13 protein-coding genes and 1 pseudogene are annotated in these 19,612 nt (G+C 73.3%); 10 read left to right on the top strand and 4 right to left on the bottom strand.

The genetic code is table 11. The features are described 5' to 3' along the window. Nucleotides 1–39: 39 nt before the first annotated feature. Entirely contained in the window at nucleotides 40–531 is a 492-nt protein-coding gene (locus ACGFQC_RS21915) for an SUKH-3 domain-containing protein (RefSeq protein WP_363086565.1), read from the bottom strand. 117 nt (nucleotides 532–648) lie between these two features. Continuing rightward, nucleotides 649–1,164: a YwqJ-related putative deaminase gene (locus tag ACGFQC_RS21910; RefSeq protein WP_363086564.1), complete on the bottom strand. Its 516-nt coding sequence runs from the start codon at nucleotides 1,162–1,164 to the stop codon at nucleotides 649–651. Nucleotides 1,165–1,472: 308 nt separating this feature from the next. On the opposite strand from ACGFQC_RS21910, the gene ACGFQC_RS21905 reads away from it, so the two are divergent. The 3 genes from ACGFQC_RS21905 (at nucleotide 1,473) to ACGFQC_RS21895 (ending at nucleotide 6,351) form a co-directional block, all read left to right on the top strand. Beyond that, nucleotides 1,473–2,486 (top strand): SMI1/KNR4 family protein, encoded by a 1,014-nt coding sequence (locus ACGFQC_RS21905; RefSeq protein ID WP_363086916.1) that lies wholly within the window; start codon nucleotides 1,473–1,475, stop codon nucleotides 2,484–2,486. A 7-nt stretch (nucleotides 2,487–2,493) separates the two neighbouring features. Then, nucleotides 2,494–5,274, top strand: a complete 2,781-nt coding sequence (locus ACGFQC_RS21900) for an SUKH-4 family immunity protein (RefSeq protein WP_363086563.1) — start codon at nucleotides 2,494–2,496, stop codon at nucleotides 5,272–5,274. Between the two features lie 225 nt (nucleotides 5,275–5,499). Continuing rightward, nucleotides 5,500–6,351 (top strand): cellulose-binding protein, encoded by an 852-nt coding sequence (locus tag ACGFQC_RS21895; RefSeq protein ID WP_363086562.1) that lies wholly within the window; start codon nucleotides 5,500–5,502, stop codon nucleotides 6,349–6,351. Between the two features lie 151 nt (nucleotides 6,352–6,502). Here ACGFQC_RS21895 and ACGFQC_RS21890 read toward each other — a convergent pair whose 3' ends face one another. Continuing rightward, nucleotides 6,503–8,008 carry an MFS transporter gene (locus ACGFQC_RS21890; RefSeq protein ID WP_363086561.1) on the bottom strand — a complete coding sequence of 502 codons (1,506 nt, stop codon included), beginning with the start codon at nucleotides 8,006–8,008 and terminating at the stop codon, nucleotides 6,503–6,505. A 492-nt stretch (nucleotides 8,009–8,500) separates the two neighbouring features. Between ACGFQC_RS21890 and ACGFQC_RS21885 the strand changes: the two genes are divergently transcribed. The 5 genes and pseudogenes from ACGFQC_RS21885 to ACGFQC_RS21865 form a co-directional block, all read left to right on the top strand. Continuing rightward, entirely contained in the window at nucleotides 8,501–9,289 is a 789-nt protein-coding gene (locus tag ACGFQC_RS21885; protein WP_363086560.1) for an ABC transporter ATP-binding protein, read from the top strand. Then, nucleotides 9,286–11,865: an FtsX-like permease family protein gene (locus ACGFQC_RS21880; RefSeq protein WP_363086559.1), complete on the top strand. Its 2,580-nt coding sequence runs from the start codon at nucleotides 9,286–9,288 to the stop codon at nucleotides 11,863–11,865. The genes ACGFQC_RS21885 and ACGFQC_RS21880 overlap by 4 nt, the downstream gene beginning before the upstream one ends. A 475-nt stretch (nucleotides 11,866–12,340) precedes the next feature. Beyond that, entirely contained in the window at nucleotides 12,341–15,871 is a 3,531-nt protein-coding gene (mfd, locus tag ACGFQC_RS21875; RefSeq protein ID WP_363086558.1) for a transcription-repair coupling factor, read from the top strand. A 232-nt stretch (nucleotides 15,872–16,103) separates the two neighbouring features. Continuing rightward, complete coding sequence (locus tag ACGFQC_RS21870) at nucleotides 16,104–16,823, top strand: HNH endonuclease family protein (RefSeq protein WP_363086557.1); 720 nt, start codon at nucleotides 16,104–16,106, stop codon at nucleotides 16,821–16,823. 103 nt (nucleotides 16,824–16,926) lie between these two features. After that, nucleotides 16,927–17,022: pseudogene (locus ACGFQC_RS21865) on the top strand (N-acetyltransferase); the annotation flags it as partial. 25 nt (nucleotides 17,023–17,047) lie between these two features. Here ACGFQC_RS21865 and ACGFQC_RS21860 read toward each other — a convergent pair. After that, on the bottom strand, nucleotides 17,048–17,440 hold the full coding sequence (locus tag ACGFQC_RS21860; RefSeq protein WP_363086556.1) for a hypothetical protein: 393 nt from the start codon (nucleotides 17,438–17,440) through the stop codon (nucleotides 17,048–17,050). A 228-nt stretch (nucleotides 17,441–17,668) separates the two neighbouring features. On the opposite strand from ACGFQC_RS21860, the gene ACGFQC_RS21855 reads away from it, so the two are divergent. Next, entirely contained in the window at nucleotides 17,669–18,319 is a 651-nt protein-coding gene (locus ACGFQC_RS21855; protein ID WP_363086555.1) for a SurA N-terminal domain-containing protein, read from the top strand. Between the two features lie 49 nt (nucleotides 18,320–18,368). After that, the gene (locus ACGFQC_RS21850) at nucleotides 18,369–19,352 is read left to right on the top strand and encodes a nucleoside triphosphate pyrophosphohydrolase (protein ID WP_363086554.1); all 984 of its coding nucleotides are present in this window, start codon (nucleotides 18,369–18,371) and stop codon (nucleotides 19,350–19,352) included. Nucleotides 19,353–19,612: the final 260 nt, after the last annotated feature.

Genomic DNA, 19,612 nt, shown 5'->3' with positions numbered 1-19,612 from the left:
GTGCGGGGTGTGCCTGGTGTGGTGCGTGTCCTGTGGTGGTCAGCCGGCGGTGAGGCGGACGGGTTCGACGCCGGTGACGAGGGTGCCGAGGGCCTGGTCGATGTCGGGGCCGAGGTACCAGTCGCCGGTGTGGTCGAGGGCGTAGACGCGGCCTTCGGCGTCGATGGCGAGGAGGGAGTGGTTGTCGGTCTCGGTGCCGAGGGGGCTGACGTCGGTGTCGAGGGCGCGGCCGAGGTCGACGAGGGTGCGGGCGAGGTGGAGGCCGTGGAGGGGGTCGAGGTGGACGGCTGTGGGGGCGATCTGGCGGCCGGGTCCGGTGGGGGTGATGTGGAGGCCGCCGAATTCGGCCCAGGCCTCGACGGCGGCGGGGAAGACGGCGTGGCGGTGGCCGGCGGGTGAGGTGTGTTCGCGCAGGGTGTCGGCCCAGATCTCGGCCTGTTTGATGTCCCAGCGTCCGGGTTGCCAGCCGGCGGCGCGCAGGGCGGCGTCGACGGGGACGGGGAAGCGCGTGGTGGTGCGGTCGGGGTGCATCTGCCCTTCGTTCGTCGGGGTCGTGGGCCGGCGTGGGGCCGTCGTGCGGGGGTGATGTGTGCGGGGGGCGTGGGGGTGTGGCGTGGGGGTGCCGTGGGGTGGAAGGGGGGGTGGGGGTCAGCTGTCGTCGGTCGTGGGGTCGACGATGCGGACGCCGAAGTGGGCGCTGAGGGCGGTGCAGGCGCGGCAGGGGGTGGCGAAGCTGCCGTGGAGCGGGTCGCCGTCCTCGCGGATGCGCCGGGCGGTGAGTTTGGCCTGTTTGAGGGCTTTGCGCGCTTCGCCGTTGGTCATGGGTCTGCGGGCGGCGCGTCTGCTGCGGGTGGCGTCGGTGGTGGTGATGTGGCGGGAGATGAGGAGGGCTTCGGCGCAGCGGCCGGTGTAGCGGTCGCGGCGGTCGCTGGGGAGGGTGTCGAGGAATTCCTGGACGAGGGGGTGCAGGGCGGGGGGCTGGTCGCCGCGGGCGGCGGTGCTGGTGAGGGTGGCGCCGCGGACGGAGAGGGCGGCGGCGATGGTGGGGAGTATGCCGTCGCGGCGGTGGCGGAGGACGGGTGCGTGGGGGGTTTCGCTGCTGCTCCAGCCGATGCGGGGGTCGCCGGATCGGTTGGTGTGCGGTCCCGTTTGCGTGGCGTTCATGATCGTCTTTCCCCTCCGTGCATCCCCCCGGAAGTCATCAGGGTGCCAAACGGCGTGGCCGGTGTGGAAGCTGGGGCGGTGCGACACGCCCGGTTCGGGCTGGCTGTCACGACGGGGTGACGCCTGGTCACGCAAGTGGAGGGCCGGTGACCGGTGTCGTCGTACCGCATAGGCTGTCGGCACCGCCTGGCGCGCGGTTGACGCGCGTGGGAGACCGTTGGAGACAGTCGGATACGGGGCGTGGTGGTCGGTCCGGATGCGGATTCGGCCGCCGGGGTCCGTCCAGAGCGCCGCAGGGGGCAACCGCCATGACGACAGGTCGGCTCGGGCAGCGAGCCGCGCCGCCGAACGCGGCCTACGCCGGGCAGGTCGTGCATTTCCCGGATCCGGTCCGGGCCGCACGTCACCCGAGAGGGGTACGGGTCGACGAGCGTGGTTACCCGGATTTCTCGTCGTACGCGCGGGCGGCCGCGGAGATCGCGGAGCCGCCGGAGGGTTTCGGTGTCGACGAGCTGCGGCTGACGGACTACGTGTCGGCGAACGCGGCGTTGTCGGCGTCGGGGCACGAGCTGTGGGACACGGTGGACAGTGTGGCGACGCCGCACGGCTGGACGTGGCACCACGTGGTGGGTTCGCGGCGGCTGGAGCTGGTTCCGGTCGAGGTGAAGGCGTTGTTGCGGCATCACGGTGGGATCGCGACGGCGGTGGTGGATCAGGCGAAGCGCGGGACGCGGCCGTTGCAGGAGACGCGTCCGGCGCATTTCGGGTTGCCGAAGTCGGGTGTGGCGGTGACGGAGCAGCAGGTGCAGGGGGTCGAGGAGGACCTCGGGTACCGGTTGCCGGGCGCGTACCGGACGTTCCTGAAGGCCGCGGGCGGTTGTGCTCCGGTGGGTGCGGCGCTGGACGCGGAGTTGGGGCTGCTGGTGGACCAGCCGTTCTTCACGGTGCGGGACGAGGCGGCGGTCAATGATCTGGTGTACGTGAACAAGTGTCTGCGTGATCATCTGACCAAGGACTATCTGGGTGTCGGGTTCGTGCAGGGTGGTCTGCTGGCCGTGAAGGTGAAGGGCGACCGGATCGGTTCGGTGTGGTTCTGCGCGTACGACGACGTGCGGGACGTGGATCCGGCGTGGTCGCCGGCGGAGCGGGTGGAGCGGTTGCTGCTGCCGTGCGGTGAGGACTTCGACGTCTTCCTGTCGCGGCTGGCGGGGCGGCCGCCGGAGTTGGAGACGGTGGCGAATCTGATGGTGGACGGTGGTTTCGCGCGGGTCGTCCCCGTTGCTTCCGGTTCTTCCGCCGCGTCCGTGGGTGTGGGGGAGTGATTCGGTGATGGTGACGTTCGCGCAGGCGCAGGAGCGCGGTGAAGAGTGGGTCAACGGGGACGTTCCGGCGTATCAGCACCGTGAGGTGCGGGTGCGGGAGTTCGGGCTCGGGTTCGTGGTGTGGGCCGAGGACCGTGCGGAGGGGCCGCGTTCGGACGGGGGCGGGCAGCGGTTGGTGCTGGCCCGTGACAGTGGTGAGGTCACGTTGTGGCCGGCGTTGCCGGTGGGTGAGGTGATCCGCCGGTACGAGGAGGAGTACGGCCGTCCGGAGGGTGAGCCGGCGCCGGTGCCGCCGGCCGCGGTGCGGGTGGATCTGAACCAGACGTCGTTCCTGTTGTCGCCGCCGGAGTGGTTGCAGGAGGCGGCGGACCGGTTGGGGATCGGGGAGGCGGCGGATTCCTCGTCCTCGTCATCCGTGTCGTCTGCTTCGTCCGCGTCGTCCTCGTCTTCTCCGTCCGGGTCCGTTTCCTCCTCCGTTCCCTCCGCTTCCCCGGCTGCTTCCTCCCCGCCGGGACCCGCCGCTTCGGCGGGTGCGGCCGGTGACTTCGGCGATCCGTCGCTGCCGCGGACGCAGGCGGGGATCCCGACGCCGGCTCCCACGCCTGCCGGGGCCACGCCCTGGACGGGTACGGACACCAACGGCGATGCCGGTGACGACCGTTCCGTGCCGCTGCCGGCGACGGTGTTCGCGCCGCCGCTGAGCGGTACCGACGACGAGGCGCCGCCGCCCTCCGTCGCGTCGGAGGCCAAGACGGCGCTGATCTCGGGTGGCAGCCGGATTCCGCCCACGGCGGTCTCGCCGGCGCTCCCGGACGTGGACGGGCAGGGATCGTCGGGCGGTGCTCCCGCACCGTCGTCCGCCCCTATGCCGCCTCCGCCTCCGCCTCCGCCTCCGCCTCCGTCTGCGGCGCCGGGTGGGCCGGGGACACCGCCTCCGCCTCCGCCGTCGGCCGGGCCGCAGGGGACGCCTCCGCCGGGCCCGTCGTCCTACGGCGGTCCGCAGGCACCCGGTGTGCCGCAGCCGCCGGCCGGTCCGGGTGCCACGGGTACTCCGGCCCGGCCGCTCGCGCCGAACGCCGGGGACATCGCCGATGCGGCGACCAGCAAGGCGGCTCCGCCGCCGCGTCGCCGTACCGGTGGGGCGCCGCCGCCCCCGCCGGGTGCGCCGGGCATGCCCGGCGCGCGGCCGGGTGCCACACCTTCGCCGTCCGCCGGTCCGGGTGGGCCGGGCGCGTCGGCGGGCGGTTACGTGCCCACGCAGCTGGTGTCGGCGCTGGGTCCCGAGGGGCCGGCCGGACAGGGGGCGCCGGGCGGTCCCGGTGCTCCGGGTGCTCCGGGTGCCCCCGGTGGGCCGACCCCGCCCGCTCCGCCGAGCTCGCCCGGCGGTACGCCCCCGGGTGGGGTGCACCACGCCGCGACGATGTTCGCCGACCCGAGCCGGATGGGGCCGGGCGTGCCGCAGCCGCCGGGTGCTCCCCAGCCTCCGGGTGCTCCGGGAGTGCCCCCTGCCCCGGCCGCGCCCGGCGGGCCGGGTGCCCACGGCTCCGCCGGCGGGGCTCAGGGTGCCGCGCACCGGGCCGCCACGATGCTGTCCGGGCCCCCGCCGGGCGGTCCCGGTGTGCCGCCGCCTCCGCCGCCCGCTCCGGGTGTACCGGGTGCCCCCGGGGCGGCTCCGGGTGCTCCGGGAATGGCTCCGGGCGTCCCGCGGCCGCCGGTGCCGCCGCCCGGTGCGGTGCCGCCGCCCGGCGCCGTGCCGCCGCCGGGTGTGCCCGGTCCCGGGCAGCCGCAGGCGTACGGGTATCCCCAGCAGGGGCAGCCGACCGTCGGGCCGGGTTACCAGGCCGTGCTGCGCTACCGGGCGCACGACGGGTCGGAGCAGCAGGTGATCCGGCGTTCGGCGCCGGGCACGCCGCACCCGGAGTGGCAGATCTTCCACGAGCTGCGGGCGATGAACGTGCCGCCGGACCAGGTGCTGGAGCTGCACACCGAGCTGGAGTCGTGTGAGCTGCCGGGGGCGTACTGCGCGCGGATGATCCGCGAGCAGTGGCCGCAGGCGCGGATCACGAGCATCGCTCCGTACGGCACGGACCATGCGAGCCGACAGCAGGGGATGCGGCAACTCCTGGCCCATCAGGGTGAGTTGCATCAGGTCGCCGATGGCCCGGCGCGTCCCGCCCCGGTGCGCGCGCCGTTGCCGCCGGTGCAGCCGGTGCCGCCGGTCCCGCCGGAGGCGATCGCGCAGGAGATGGCCGCGGCGTTCGGGCCGGGGGTGTTCCGGTTCGAACAGGCCGCGGTGTCCCGGCAGGGTGTGCCGCCGATCGTGGCGCACACGCTGGTGGTGGCGGGACTGCCGGTGGACCTGGGTCCGTTCTTCTGGGCGCAGGCCCAGCCGGGGCGGCCGGTTCCGACGCTGGCGGAGCTGGCGGCGGAGCGGGGGGTGCAGCCGGCGGCGGACGCGGGCTCGTACCTCGTGATGGGCAGCGACTTCGGCAAGGCGCTCTGCGTGCAGTACGGCACGGCGCACATCGTCGCCGTGCCCGTGGAGGCGGGGCCGGGCGGGGCGCCCGTACCGCCGCAGTTCGTGAACAGCGGGCTGCCGGAGTTCGCGCGCTGCCTGGCGCTGCTGGGGCGGATGTGGCGGCTGCGGTTCGGTCTGAACCAGGAGCAGGCGGGCCGCTGGACCGTCGACTTCCAGGCGCAGCTGGCCGCGCTGGACCCGGCGGCGCTCGGTTCGCCGGAGAGCTGGTGGTCGGTGCTGCTGGAGGAGATGTGGGACGGGCTGCTGTGAGGCGTACGCCTCGCTGACGCGCGTGTGTGCGAAAGGGCCGGACCCGGTCGTGTGACCGGGTCCGGCCCTTTCGCGTGGGTGGCCGACCGTCACCCGCACGCGGAGTGTCGCGTTACGCACCTTTACGTCTCATACCTCAGGATATGCGGGAAATCATCTTTTCTGCGGCCGTCTGGTGGAGAGGGGTTCCAGGTGATCAGGGCTTCGATGGCGCCACCCGGGTTCATGACCGTTCGCGGGCGCGGTTACCGGCCCGAACAGGTCGACGCGTACGCCGCCGCGCTCTCGGCCGACCGGGACGCCGCCTGGGAGCGGGCCGCCCGGCTGACCGTGCTGGCCAAGGACATGGAGGCGGAGGCCGTACGGCTGCGGGACGCCGTGAGCGGGCTGGCGCCGCAGACGTACGACGCCCTCGGGGAGCGTGCGCGGCGCATCTTCCAGCTCGGACGGGAGGAGGCGGCGGCCGTGCGGGAACGCGCCCGGAGCGCGGCGCGGGAGCAGGTCGCGCGGGCCGAGGCGGACGCCCGGGCGGTGCGCGCGGCGGCGCGGGAGCGGGCCGGCGAGGTGCGCGCGGAGGCGGAGGAGCACGCCCGGCAGCACCTGCTCGCGGCGCGCGCCGAGGCCCACGGGATCCGCGTCGGTGCCCGTCGCGAGGTGAGGGAGCGCCGGGGTGAGGCCCTCGCGGCCCTGCGCGAGACGCGCCGGCGCACCGCCGCCCTGCTCGCCGAACGGGAGGGGGACGAGGCCGAGCGGTGGGCCGCGGCCGAGCGCGCGGAGGCCGGCCGGGCCGCCGCGCTCGACGCGCACCACGCGCGGCTGGTGGCGCGCGCCGAGTCGGCGCTGACCGCGGCGCAGCAGGCCTTCGCCGACGCCGAGGAAGCCGCCCGCGAGCGCCGGGAGGAGGCACACGCGCGTGCCGCCGAAGTCCTCGTCGAGGCACGCGCGCGTGCGGAACGGATCGCCCGCGAGACGGAACGGGTGCTGCGCGAGCACGGCGAGCGGTGGGACGAGGTGCAGGCGCAGATCGACTCCGTGCGCAGCAGCCTGAGCACCCTGACGGGGCACGCCGCGCGGTGAGCGTCCGCCGCGGTCCGTCCGGGGCGGGGTGCCGAGCCGGCCGGGGCGAAGCCGGGCGGGACGGTGACCGAACCGGTCGACGGGTGGGCGCTCGCCGCGCGAGTGCGGCGCCGAGCCGGGGTGTCACCCGTGTCGACGGGCCGGCGCCGGATCAGTCGCCCGGATCGGCCAGCACGGGGAAGCGGCGCGGGGCCAGGAACAGCAGCACCAGGAAGGCGAGCGCGGCGGCGCCCGCCGCGCCCAGGTACACCGCGTGCACGGCCTCCGCGACCGCGTGCCGGGTCGCCGCGGCGGCGGCGCCCGCGTCCAGGTCGCGCACGACGGAGTCCAGGTCGCCCGTGCCGCCCAGCCGGGCCGCCAGCACGCCGTTGGCGACCGCCCCGAAGACGGCCGCGCCGATCGTCTGCCCGCTCTGGCGGCAGAAGAGGACGGACGCGGTGGTGGTGCCGCGCTCCGACCAGCCGACCGTCGACTGCACGCCGACGATCAGCGGCAGCTGGAACAGGCCCAGGGCCGCGCCGAGCAGCAGCATCAGCAGCGCCGGCTGCCAGGCCGCCCCCGGATACGGCAGGAGGGGGAACGCGAGCAGGACCAGCGTCGCCGCGCCGATGCCGAGGAGGGCGGTGTCGCGGAAGCCGACGCGCCGGTACACGTGCTGGCTGAGGGCGGCCGACAGCGGCCAGCTCAGCGTCCACACCGACAGCACGAACCCGGCCGTCACCGGATCCAGGCCCAGGACCGCCTGGGCGTACGTCGGCAGGAACACCGCGGGCGCCACCATCAGCAGGCCCAGCGCGCCCAGCGCGAGGTTGACCGCGGCGATCGTACGGCGGCGCCACACCCAGCCGGGGATGATCGGCTCGGCGGCCCGGCGCTCGACGGCCACGACGAGGCCGGCCAGGGCGAGTCCCGCGGCGAACAGGGCGAACGACGGCGCCGACAGCCACGGCCAGGCCACCCCGCCCTGCACCAGCGCGGTCAGCAGCACCCCGCCGGTCGCGAAGACCGCCAGCGCGCCCGCCCAGTCGACCCGCCCGCGTGTCCCCGACGTCCGCTCCGGCTCGTGCAGGTGACGCACGATCAGCCACAACGCCACCGCCCCGACGGGCAGGTTGACGAGGAAGATCCACCGCCAGTCGGCGTACGCGGCCAGCAGCCCGCCCAGACCCGGTCCCGCGACCGCGGACACCGCCCACACCGTGGACAGCCTGGCCTGGATCCTCGGGCGCTCCTTCAACGGGTACAGGTCGGCGGCGAGGGTCTGCACGGTGCCCTGCAGCGCGCCGCCGCCCAGCCCCTGCACGACGCGGAACGCGATCAGCGCCCCCATGTTCCAGGCGAGCGCGCACAGCAGCGAGCCGAGCAGGAAGAGGACCGCGCCGGCCACCAGTACGGGCTTGCGGCCGAAGGTGTCGGAGAGCTTGCCGTAGACGGGCAGGGTGACGGTGACGGCGAGGAGGTAGCCGGAGAACAGCCAGGAGAAGACGGAGAACCCGCCGAGGTCGCCGACGATCTGCGGCACGGCGGTGGAGACGACGGTGGCGTCGAGCGCGGCCAGTGCCATGGAGAGCATCAGCGCGGCGACCACCGCTCCCCGCTTCCCGGTGGCCGTGCCCCGCCCCGCGGCTTCCCGTGTCGCGGGTCTGACGTCACCCATCCCGTACCCCTCCCCTGCCTGTCCCGTGCCCCTTGCACCTATCAGCCCCGGACAGCCTCCCACTTGACCCCGACCCGACGGGAGGGTGGAGCCTGAACGGGCCTGAGGGTGGACACGACCCCGAGGAACACTCCACCTCTCGGTGGACAGCCCCTAGGGGTATCTCCGTACTACGGCTCGGGGAGGGTTCGTACCGCCGGAGGACGAGAGAGGCCGGGACGGCTCCTTAACCTGGCTTTACGGCCCTGGGGCGGACAACCCCACCGGCCGGAGGTGGGGTTAACCCCCCACGAAGACGGGTCCGAGCCCCAGCGCGCCGCACGTGGTCGCACCGACAGACTCTTCGACGTGGCACCGAAGACGTGACACCAGGACGCGACACCGCACCACGTACCGACGCCGCACCACGTACCACGCGACACCGCACCACGCACCGACGCGGCACCACGCGCGTCCCGCTTGCTTCCTCACTTTCGACTTTTGGAGATTCACGTGACTTCGGCTGTGACCATTCCCAGGCACGGGGGCACTGGAGGGCGTACGGCCGTTGCCGCTCGGGCGCGGCAGGTCGTCAAGGCATACGGGTCCGGGGAGACCCGCGTCGTCGCCCTCGACCACGTCGACGTGGACATCGCCCGTGGCCGCTTCACCGCGATCATGGGCCCCTCGGGGTCCGGCAAATCCACCCTGATGCACTGCCTCGCCGGCCTGGACACCGTCACGTCCGGGCAGATCCACCTGGACGAGACCGAGATCACCGGGCTCAAGGACAAGAAACTGACGCAACTGCGCCGGGACCGGATCGGGTTCATCTTCCAGGCGTTCAACCTGCTGCCCACGCTCAACGCGATCGAGAACATCACGCTGCCCATGGACATCGCCGGCCGCAAGCCCGACAAGGCCTGGCTGCAGCAGGTCGTCGAGACGGTCGGGCTGTCCGACCGGCTCAGGCACCGGCCCACCCAGCTCTCCGGCGGCCAGCAGCAGCGCGTCGCCGTGGCCCGCGCCCTCGCCGCCCGCCCCGAGATCATCTTCGGCGACGAGCCGACCGGAAACCTCGACTCGCGGGCCGGCGCCGAGGTCCTGGGCTTCCTGCGCCGCTCCGTGGACGAACTCGGCCAGACCATCGTGATGGTCACCCACGACCCGGTCGCCGCCTCCTACGCCGACCGCGTCCTGTACCTCGCCGACGGCCGCATCGTCGACGAGATGCACCAGCCGACCGCCGAGCAGGTCCTGGACCGCATGAAGGACTTCGACGCCCGGGGGCGTACGTCATGACCGTGATGAGAACCTCGATGCGCAACTTCTTCGCGCACAAGGGACGCATGGCCCTGTCGGCCGTGGCCGTCCTGCTGTCGGTGGCCTTCGTCTGCGGGACGCTGGTGTTCACCGACACCATGAACACCACCTTCGACAAGCTGTTCGCGGCCACCTCCTCCGACGTGACGGTGAGCGCGAAGGGCGCCTCCGACACCGGTGAGACCACCTCCGGCAACGGCAAGCCGCCGGTCATGCCGGCCGACGTGGTCGGCAAGGTCCGCGCGGCGGCGGGCGTGAAGTCGGCGGAGGGAACCGTCTTCTCCACCTCCGTGACCGTCGTCGACGCCGACAAGGACAACCTGTCGCCGTCCAGCGGCGGGCCCACCATCGTCGGCAGCTGGAACGCCAACGAAGCCCGCACCATGAAGATCACCGAAGGTGCCGCGCCCGAGAACTCCGGCCAGGTCATGGTCGACGCCGACACCGCCGACAAGCACCACCTGAAGCTCGGCGACGAGATCGGCGTCATCACCGCGGTCGGCACCCACACCGCGAAGGTCTCGGCCGTCGCGTCCTTCACCGTCACCAACCCCGGCGCGGCGATCTTCTACCTGGACACCAGGACCGCGCAGGAGACCCTCGTCGGCGAACCCGACGTCTTCACCAACGTCAACGTCACGGCCGCGGCCGGAGTGAGCGACGCGCAGCTGAAGAAGAACGTGGCGGCCGCGCTCGGCGGCGACTACAAGGTGCAGACCGCCAAGGAGACCGCGGACGCCAACCAGAAGGACGTCGGCGAGTTCCTGAACGTGATGAAGTACGCGATGCTCGGCTTCGCCGGGATCGCCTTCCTCGTCGGCATCTTCCTGATCATCAACACCTTCTCCATGCTGGTCGCCCAGCGCACCCGCGAGATCGGCCTGATGCGGGCCATCGGCTCCAGCCGCAAGCAGGTCAACCGCTCGGTCCTGGCCGAGGCGCTGCTGCTCGGCACCGTCGGCTCCGTCCTCGGCGTCGGCGCGGGCGTCGGCATCGCCGTCGGCCTCATGAAGCTCATGAGCATGACCGGCATGAACCTGTCCACCGACGACCTCACGGTGGCCTGGACGACCCCGGTCATCGGCCTGGTCCTCGGCGTCGTCGTCACCGTCCTGGCCGCCTACCTGCCCGCCCGCCGCGCCGGCAAGGTCTCCCCGATGGCCGCGCTGCGCGACGCCGGCGCCCCCACCGACGCCAAGGCCGGTGTGGTGCGCGCCGTGCTCGGACTGCTGCTCACCGGCGGCGGCGTGGCCGGCCTCTACCTCGCCTCCGCCGCCGACAAGGCGAGCGAGGGCTCCCTGTGGCTCGGCCTGGGCGTCGTGCTGAGCCTGATCGGGTTCGTGGTGATCGGCCCGCTCCTCGCGGGCGGCCTGGTCCGGGTGCTCGGCGCGATCGTGCTGCGGGCCTTCGGCCCCGTCGGCCGCATGGCCGAGCGCAACGCCCTGCGCAACCCGCGCCGCACCGGTGCCACCGGCGCCGCCCTCATGATCGGGCTCGCCCTGGTCGCCTGCCTGTCGGTGGTCGGCTCCTCCATGGTCGCCTCCGCCACCGAGCAGCTCGACAGCAGCGTCGGCACCGACTTCATCATCCAGAACGACAACGGCCAGCTCGTCACCCCGCAGGCCGTGCAGGCCGTGAAGTCGGCGCCGGGCCTGGAGCGGGTCACCGAGTACAAGATCCTCGACGCCGACCTGACGACCCCGGACGGCAGGACGTCCAAGGGCGAGACCCTCAACGCCGCCGACCCGTCGTACGCCACGGACGTCTCCACCGAGACCGTGGCCGGCAGGCTCGCCGACGCCTACCGGCCCGACTCCATGTCCGTCTTCGAGGGCTTCGCGAAGGAGCACGGCCTGACGATCGGCTCGAAGGTCCAGGTCGCCTTCAAGGACGGCACCGCCGCCGCGCTCACCGTCCGCGCGATCACCAGCGACGAGGTCGTCATCGACAAGGGCGCCATGTACGCCTCCATCTCCACCGTCGCCAAGTACGTGCCGGCCGAGAAGATGCCGCTCGACCAGCTCGTCTTCGCCACGGCGAAGGAGGGACAGCAGGATGCCGCCTACACCGCGCTCAAGACCGCGCTGCACGACTACCCGCAGTACACCGTCCGCGACCAGACCGACTACAAGGAAGCCCTCAAGGACCAGATCGGCCAGATGCTGAACCTGATCTACGGCCTCCTGGCACTCGCGATCATCGTGGCGGTCCTCGGCGTGGTGAACACGCTCGCCCTGTCCGTGGTCGAGCGCACCCGGGAGATCGGCCTCATGCGGGCGATCGGCCTCTCCCGCCGGCAGCTGCGCCGCATGATCCGCCTGGAGTCGGTCGTCATCGCCCTCTTCGGCGCGCTGCTCGGCCTCGGCCTGGGCATGGGCTGGGGAGCCACCGCCCAGCAGCTCCTCGCCCTGGAGGGCCTGACCGTCCTCGACATCCCCTGGCCGACGATCATCGGCGTCTTCGTCGCCTCGGCCTTCGTGGGCCTGTTCGCCGCGCTGATCCCGGCGTTCCGGGCGGGCCGGATGAACGTCCTGAACGCGATCGCCACGGACTGACCTCCGGCCGGGCAAGCCGGTGCCGAGGAGCCACGGGGCTCCTCGGCACCGGCTTCGTCGTGTTCCGGCTGGGGCGGGGGTTGTGGTGTCGGGCCCTGCCGGGTGTTCCGGCTGGGTCGGGGGTTGTGGTGTCGGGCCCTGCCGGGCGCTCCTGCCGAGCAGGGGGCTGCTGTCCCGGACCCCGCCGGGTGCCCCGCCCCCGGACGCCCGGCCCGCGTCCACCCGCCACCCGGCTCGGTGAGCCGAAAAGCGACGGCGGTGCGATCCGGCCAGGCCGGGCGGAACAACCCGGCCCCGCCGCCCCCGCGTTGTCCACAGCCCCGGGCGGACCGCCCCGCCCCGTCGTACCCTGGACACCCCCGGCCCGTGACACGCGTCGGGCCCTTCGCGTTGCCCACCCGGGCGGGACCGCACCCCCGCCGACCCACCCAGCCAAGACCACCCACCTCGGACCCCCGGACGGAAAACCCCCTCCATGAGCCTGCACGGTCTGCTCGACGCCGTAGTGAAGGACCCCGCCCTCGCGGAAGCGGTCTCCGCCGCCGCCGACGGCAACCGCACGCACGTCGACCTCGTCGGCCCCCCGGCAGCCCGCCCCTTCACGATCGCCGCCCTCGCCAGGGAGACCTCCCGCACGGTTCTCGCGGTCACGGCGACCGGCCGGGAGGCGGAGGACCTCGCCGCCGCCCTGCGCTCGCTCCTGCCCCCCGACGGCGTCGTGGAGTACCCCTCCTGGGAGACCCTCCCGCACGAGCGGCTCAGCCCCCGCAGCGACACCGTCGGCCGCCGCCTCGCCGTCCTGCGCCGCCTGGCCCACCCCCGCTCCGACGACCCCGAGACCGGTCCGGTCTCCGTCGTCGTGGCCCCCGTGCGTTCGGTGCTCCAGCCCCAGGTCAAGGGGCTCGGCGACCTGGAACCGGTGGCCCTGACGGGCGGACAGACCGCCGACCTGAACGAGATCGTGGAAGCCCTCGCCGCCGCCGCGTACGCGCGCGTGGAGCTGGTCGAGAAGCGCGGCGAGTTCGCCGTGCGCGGCGGCATCCTGGACGTCTTCCCGCCCACCGAGGAACACCCCCTGCGCGTCGAGTTCTGGGGAGACGAGGTCGAGGAGATCCGCTACTTCAAGGTCGCCGACCAGCGCTCCCTCGAAGTCGCCGCACACGGGCTGTGGGCACCCCCCTGCCGCGAACTCCTCCTCACCGACGACGTCCGCACGCGCGCGCGTGCCCTCGCCGAAGAGCACCCCGAACTGGGCGAGCTGCTCGGCAGGATCGCCGAGGGCATCGCCGTCGAGGGCATGGAGTCCCTCGCGCCCGTCCTCGTCGACGACATGGAGCTGCTGCTCGACGTGCTGCCCAAGGGCTCGATGGCCGTCGTCTGCGACCCCGAGCGGGTCCGCACCCGCGCGGCGGACCTGGTGGCGACGAGCCAGGAGTTCCTCCAGGCGTCCTGGGCGGCCACCGCGGGCGGGGGCGAGGCCCCCATCGACGTCGGCGCGGCCTCCCTGTGGTCCATCGCCGACGTGCGGGACCGCGCGCGCGAGCTGGACATGATGTGGTGGTCGGTGTCCCCCTTCGCCGCCGACCTGGAGCTGGAGGCGGACACCCTCAAGCTCGGCATGCGCGCCCCCGAGGCCTACCGGGGTGACACCGCGAAGGCCCTCGCCGACACCAAGGGCTGGCTGGCCGAGGGCCGGCGCGTGGTCTTCGTGACCGAGGCGCACGGCCCGGCGGCCCGCACGGTCGAGGTACTGGGCGGCGAGGGCGTCGCGGCCCGCCTCGACGCGGACCTCGGCGAGATCTCCCCCTCGCTCGTGCACGTGGCGTGCGGCTGCATCGACCACGGCTTCGTCGACCCGGCGCTCGGACTCGCCGTCCTGACCGAGACCGACCTGACCGGACAGAAGGCGGCCGGCAAGGACGGCGCCCGGATGCCCGCCCGCCGCCGCAAGACCATCGACCCGCTCACCCTGGAGGCGGGCGACCACATCGTCCACGAGCAGCACGGCGTGGGCCGCTACGTCGAGATGGTGCAGCGCACGGTCCAGGGCGCCACGCGCGAGTACCTGGTCGTGGAGTACGCCCCCGCCAAGCGCGGCCAGCCCGGCGACCGCCTCTACATCCCCACCGACCAGCTGGAGCAGATCACCAAGTACGTCGGCGGCGAGGCGCCCACCCTGCACCGCCTCGGCGGCGCCGACTGGACGAAGACGAAGGCGCGCGCGAAGAAGGCCGTCAAGGAGATCGCCGCCGACCTGATCAAGCTGTACAGCGCCCGCATGGCCGCGCCCGGACACGCCTTCGGCGCGGACACCCCCTGGCAGCGCGAACTGGAGGACGCCTTCCCCTACGCGGAGACGCCCGACCAGCTCACCACCATCGCCGAGGTCAAGGACGACATGGAGAAGACGGTCCCCATGGACCGCCTGATCTGCGGCGACGTCGGCTACGGCAAGACGGAGATCGCCGTCCGCGCCGCCTTCAAGGCCGTCCAGGACGGCAAGCAGGTCGCCGTCCTCGTCCCCACCACGCTGCTGGTGCAGCAGCACTTCGGCACCTTCAGCGAGCGGTACGCGCAGTTCCCGGTGAAGGTGAAGGCGCTGTCCCGCTTCCAGTCCGACACGGAGGCCAAGGCGGTCCTGGAAGGCCTGCGCGAGGGCTCCGTCGACGTCGTCATCGGCACCCACCGCCTGTTCTCCTCGGAGACCAAGTTCAAGGACCTGGGCCTGGTCATCGTCGACGAGGAGCAGCGCTTCGGCGTCGAGCACAAGGAACAGCTGAAGAAGCTGCGGGCCAACGTCGACGTCCTGACGATGTCGGCCACGCCCATCCCGCGCACCCTGGAGATGGCGGTGACCGGCATCCGCGAGATGTCGACGATCACCACGCCCCCCGAGGAGCGCCACCCGGTCCTCACCTTCGTCGGCCCCTACGAGGAGAAGCAGATCGGCGCCGCCGTCCGCCGCGAACTGCTGCGCGAGGGCCAGGTCTTCTACATCCACAACCGGGTCGAGTCCATCGACCGGGCCGCGGCGAGGCTGCGCGAGATCGTGCCCGAGGCGCGGATCGCCACCGCGCACGGCCAGATGTCGGAGGCCGCGCTGGAGCAGGTCGTCGTCGACTTCTGGGAGAAGCGCTTCGACGTGCTCGTCTCCACCACCATCGTCGAGTCCGGCATCGACATCTCCAACGCCAACACCCTCATCGTCGAACGCGGCGACAACTTCGGCCTGTCCCAGCTGCACCAGCTGCGCGGCCGGGTGGGCCGCGGCCGCGAACGCGGTTACGCCTACTTCCTGTACCCGCCGGAGAAGCCGCTCACGGAGACGGCCCACGAGCGCCTGGCGACCATCGCCCAGCACACGGAGATGGGCGCGGGCATGTACGTGGCGATGAAGGACCTGGAGATCCGCGGCGCCGGCAACCTCCTCGGCGGCGAGCAGTCCGGGCACATCGCGGGCGTCGGCTTCGACCTGTACGTGCGGATGGTCGGCGAGGCGGTCGCGGACTACCGGCGCCAGCTGGAGACCGGCGAAATCGAGGAAGAGGCCCCCCTCGAGGTCAAGATCGAGCTGCCCGTCGACGCGCACGTCCCGCACGACTACGCCCCCGGCGAGCGGCTGCGCCTGCAGGCCTACCGGGCCATCGCCTCGGCCAACTCCGAGGACGACGTCAAGGCCGTGCGCGAGGAACTCGTCGACCGCTACGGCAAGCTGCCCGAGCCGGTGGAGAACCTGCTGCTGGTGGCCGGGCTGCGGATGCTCGCGCGGTCGTGCGGCGTCGGGGAGATCATGCTCCAGGGCACCAACATCCGGTTCGCGCCGGTGGAGCTGCGCGAGTCGCAGGAGCTGCGGCTCAAGCGGGTCTACCCGGGGTCGGTGATCAAACCGGCCGCGCACCAGCTCCTCGTACCCCGCCCCAGGACCGCGAAGGTCGGCGGCAAGCCGCTGGTCGGGCGCGAACTGCTGGGCTGGGTGGGCGAGTTCCTGGTCACGGTGCTGGGGTAGTCACGGTGCGCGGGCAGCGGACAGGCACCGGTGCGCGAGGCCCGGCGCCCGAGGTCCGGGCGCCGGGGCTCCCGCCCCGGCGCCCCACGAACGAAGGACGGCGTGGGGCCGTCCGCGGGAGGCCCGCTCCGCGGACGGCCCGCCCCCGTGCGCCCCTGGCCTACGGTGTACACGGGTCCGGCGGGGGAAAACGCCCTGTGCGGGTGTCAGTGGTCCAGCAGGGGAGGGACGCGTGCGGCGTCTGAGCGGCAGAGCGGCGACGGCCGCGGTACTGGTGTGCGTCATGACCGGCTGCACCGACCAGGTCACCGGCACCGGCTCCACCGGCTCCGGACGCACGCAGGGCGGGGGAGCCGCCCTGGCGGCCGCCGAGTCGCTCACCGCGAAGGGGCGGGCGCCGCGCACCGGTTACGACCGGGACAAGTTCGGCAGGGCGTGGGCCGACACCGACTCCAACGACTGCGGGACCCGCGACGACATCCTCAAAAGGGACCTGGAGGACGTCCGGTTCACCGGCGGCACCTGCAAGGTGTCCTACGGCGTGCTGGAGTCGGACCCGTACTCCGGCAAGGACGTCACCTACCGGCGCGGCAGCAGCAAGGTCGACATCGACCACGTCGTCGCCCTGTCCGACGCCTGGCAGAAGGGCGCCAGGTACTGGGACGCGAGCAAGCGCATCGCCTTCGCCAACGACCCCCTCAACCTGCTGGCCGTGGACGCGAGCACCAACCGTTCCAAGGGGGACGGCGACACGGCGACCTGGCTGCCGCCCAACAAGGCCTACCGGTGCCCGTACGTGGCGGCGCAGGTCGCGGTGAAGAAGAAGTACCAGCTGTGGGTCACCGCCGCCGAGAAGGCCGCCATGGAGGAGGTCCTCTCCGGCTGCCCCGGCCAGAAACTCCCCACGGGCGGCAACCCGACCAGGGCGCCGGAACGTTTCCACGCCGGCTGAGCACACCGCCCGGCGACCGGCTCACGGCCGCGGGAACCCGTACCGCGGCCGCCTCGCCGCCGCCTGCCGTGCCCTCGTGGAACCGAAGGCGTCCTGCCTCGCCGAGCGGCCCGAGATGCTGGGGCCGGTGCGCTGCGAGCCGGAACGCGACCACGCGGTGTACGTCGAGCCCGACGTCTGGCTGCGGCACCCGCTGTGACCGGCGCCGCCGGACCCGGCCGGGACTACCGGCCGTACGGGTATCCCTGCTGGTAGGGGTGCCCCTGCGGCCCCGGCGTGCCGTACGCCATCGACGGCGTCGTCGGGACCCGCTTGTCGAACATGGCGAACAGCAGCATGCAGGCCGCCGTCACCAGCGCCACGATGATGGCGAGGCCCATGAACCCGTCCCCGTCGGAGCTGTCGTCCGTCGCCATCCACGGCACGGTCACGCACTCGTACAGCGCGTACGCGCCGAAGGCGATCCAGTCCGAGGAGCGCCCGCGGCGGATCGCCACGTACAGGAACGGCACCCACGCCAGCAGGCCGAAGGAGAGCCACGCCAGCGCCACCCAGGCGATCCGCTGGAGCCAGCCCGCCTCGAGCCGCTTGTCCGCATCCGTCATCACTGTCGTCATGTCGCCCCCCTGGTAGCCCGGGAGCAAGATTAGGCCACGGCGGGGCCCGCCCGGACCCCCTGTCCTCACCGTGACTCGTGGGCCGGCCCCCGCACGGGTGCGGGCGCGGCGGTGCCCGAAGTCCCGGTGAATCGTTGGTCCAATGGGTTGGCCCCAGCCCCGCCACTGCCTACCATCGATCACCGCAAGACCTTGTGCACCGCCGCACAATCTCCTCGGGAGGCTTCCTTGCACCGCCGTCGTCGCACCGCGCTCCTGCTGTCCGCCGCGATCGTCGTGGCGGGCCCCCTCCTCACGGCCTGCGGGAACGAGGCCCACCCCGGAGCGGCGGCCGTCGTCGGCGGCCAGCGGATCACCGTCTCGCAGCTGGAGAGCCGGGTGAACGAGGTGCGCGAGGCGCAGCGCGCCGCCGTCCCCGACGACACCCAGTACGCCCAGGCCGTCGCCCGCACCGGCACCCTCACCCGCGACACCCTGCACGGCATGGTCCTCGACCGGGTGCTGCACCGCGCCGCCGAGGACGCGGGCGTCAGCGTCAGCCGCAAGGAGGTCCAGGCGATGCGGGCCGGCCTGGAACAGCAGGCGGGTGGCGCCAAGGGCCTGGAGAGCACCTGGCTCCAGCAGTACGGCATCCCGCCGCAGCGCCTCGACGAGAACCTCCGCCTCCAGCTGGAGGCCCAGAAACTCGCCACGGGGCTCGGCACCGACACCAGCCGGCCCGAGTTCTGGAACGCCCTGTCGAAGGCGTCGAAGGAACTCGACGTCGACCTCAACCCGCGCTACGGCGACTGGGACGTGCAGAAGGTCAGCCGCGTCGACGCGAAGACCCCCTGGGTCCGCGACGTGACGACGGCGTCCCCGCCCCCGCAGACGGCCTGACCGTCCGGCGCGGCCGGGTGCCGCCGACGGGTTGGGTTACGTTCGGGGAGTGAACGCAACGAGTCCCGAAGGCGCCCCGTCCCCCGGCCGCGTCGTCCTGCTCACCACCAGCCACCGGGTCGCCCCCGGCCTGCTGTCCTGGCCCGCCTGGCAGACGCTGCGCGAGGCCGACCGGGTGATGTGCGCGGACGGCGCCCATCCCCAGCTGCCGTACCTGCGCGAGGCCGGCATAGCGGTGGCGGAGGCCGCCCCCACCGCCGAGGACCTCCTCACGGCCTGCGCCGGCGGCCGCACGGTCGTCGTGGTGGCGACCGGCGAGGGGGAGCCCGCCCTGACGGACGGGCTGGCCCGCCTGGCCGGCTCCGGCCGCGTGATCATGCCCGACCTGGAGCTGCTCCCCGCCTCCTACGACCTCCCCGGCGCCCGCCTCCTCGACCTCGTGCAGGTCATGGACCGCATCCGCGCCGAGTGCCCCTGGTCCTCCCGGCAGACCCACCGGGGCCTCGCGAAGTACGGCATCGAGGAGGCGTACGAACTCGTCGAGGCCATCGAGGACGGCGACCGCGACGAGCTGCGCGAGGAACTGGGCGACGTCCTCCTCCAGGTCGTCTTCCACGCCCGCATCGCCGAGGAGGACGAGGAGGCCCCCTTCTCCGTCGACGACGTCGCGGGCACGATCGTCACCAAGCTCATCCACCGCCACCCGCACGTCTTCGGCGACGCCACCGCGACCACCCCCGAGGAGGTCAAGGAGCACTGGCTGCGCACGAAGGCGGTCGAGAAGCGCCGCGAGTCGGTCACCGACGGCATCCCCCTCCACCAGCCGGGCCTGGCACTGGCGGCGAAGCTCGCGTCGAGGGTCCGCTCGGCGCACCTGGAGGTGCCGCTCCCGGAGGCGGAGGGCATCGGCTACGAACTGCTCGCCCTGGCGGTCCGCGCGGAGGCGGAGGGCGTGGACCCGGAGGCGGCCCTGCGAGCGGCGGCCCGCACCTACCGGGACGCGATCCGCTCGGCCGAAGGAGCGGGGGAGTAAGGAGGACGGGGCGCGCACGGGCGACGCGGGGCCCGGACCGCACAGGGCGCACACCGCACGGCACACGCAGCCCGCTGCCGCCGGGCGCCACCTGCCGGACGCGGACACCGAACGCCGAACGCCGGGCACCATCCGCCGGGTGCGGACGCCGATGCGGGTGCCGGGCACCACTTGCTGCCCGCTGCCGTCGGACGCCGGGCGCCACCTGCCGGACGCGGACGCCGAACGCCGGGCACCATCCGCCGGGTGCGGACGCCGAT

Origin of the sequence: Streptomyces sp. NPDC048734 (assembly GCF_043198675.1) — a bacterium.
Lineage (GTDB): Bacteria > Actinomycetota > Actinomycetes > Streptomycetales > Streptomycetaceae > Streptomyces.
This window is presented reverse-complemented; position numbering and strand designations above follow the sequence as displayed.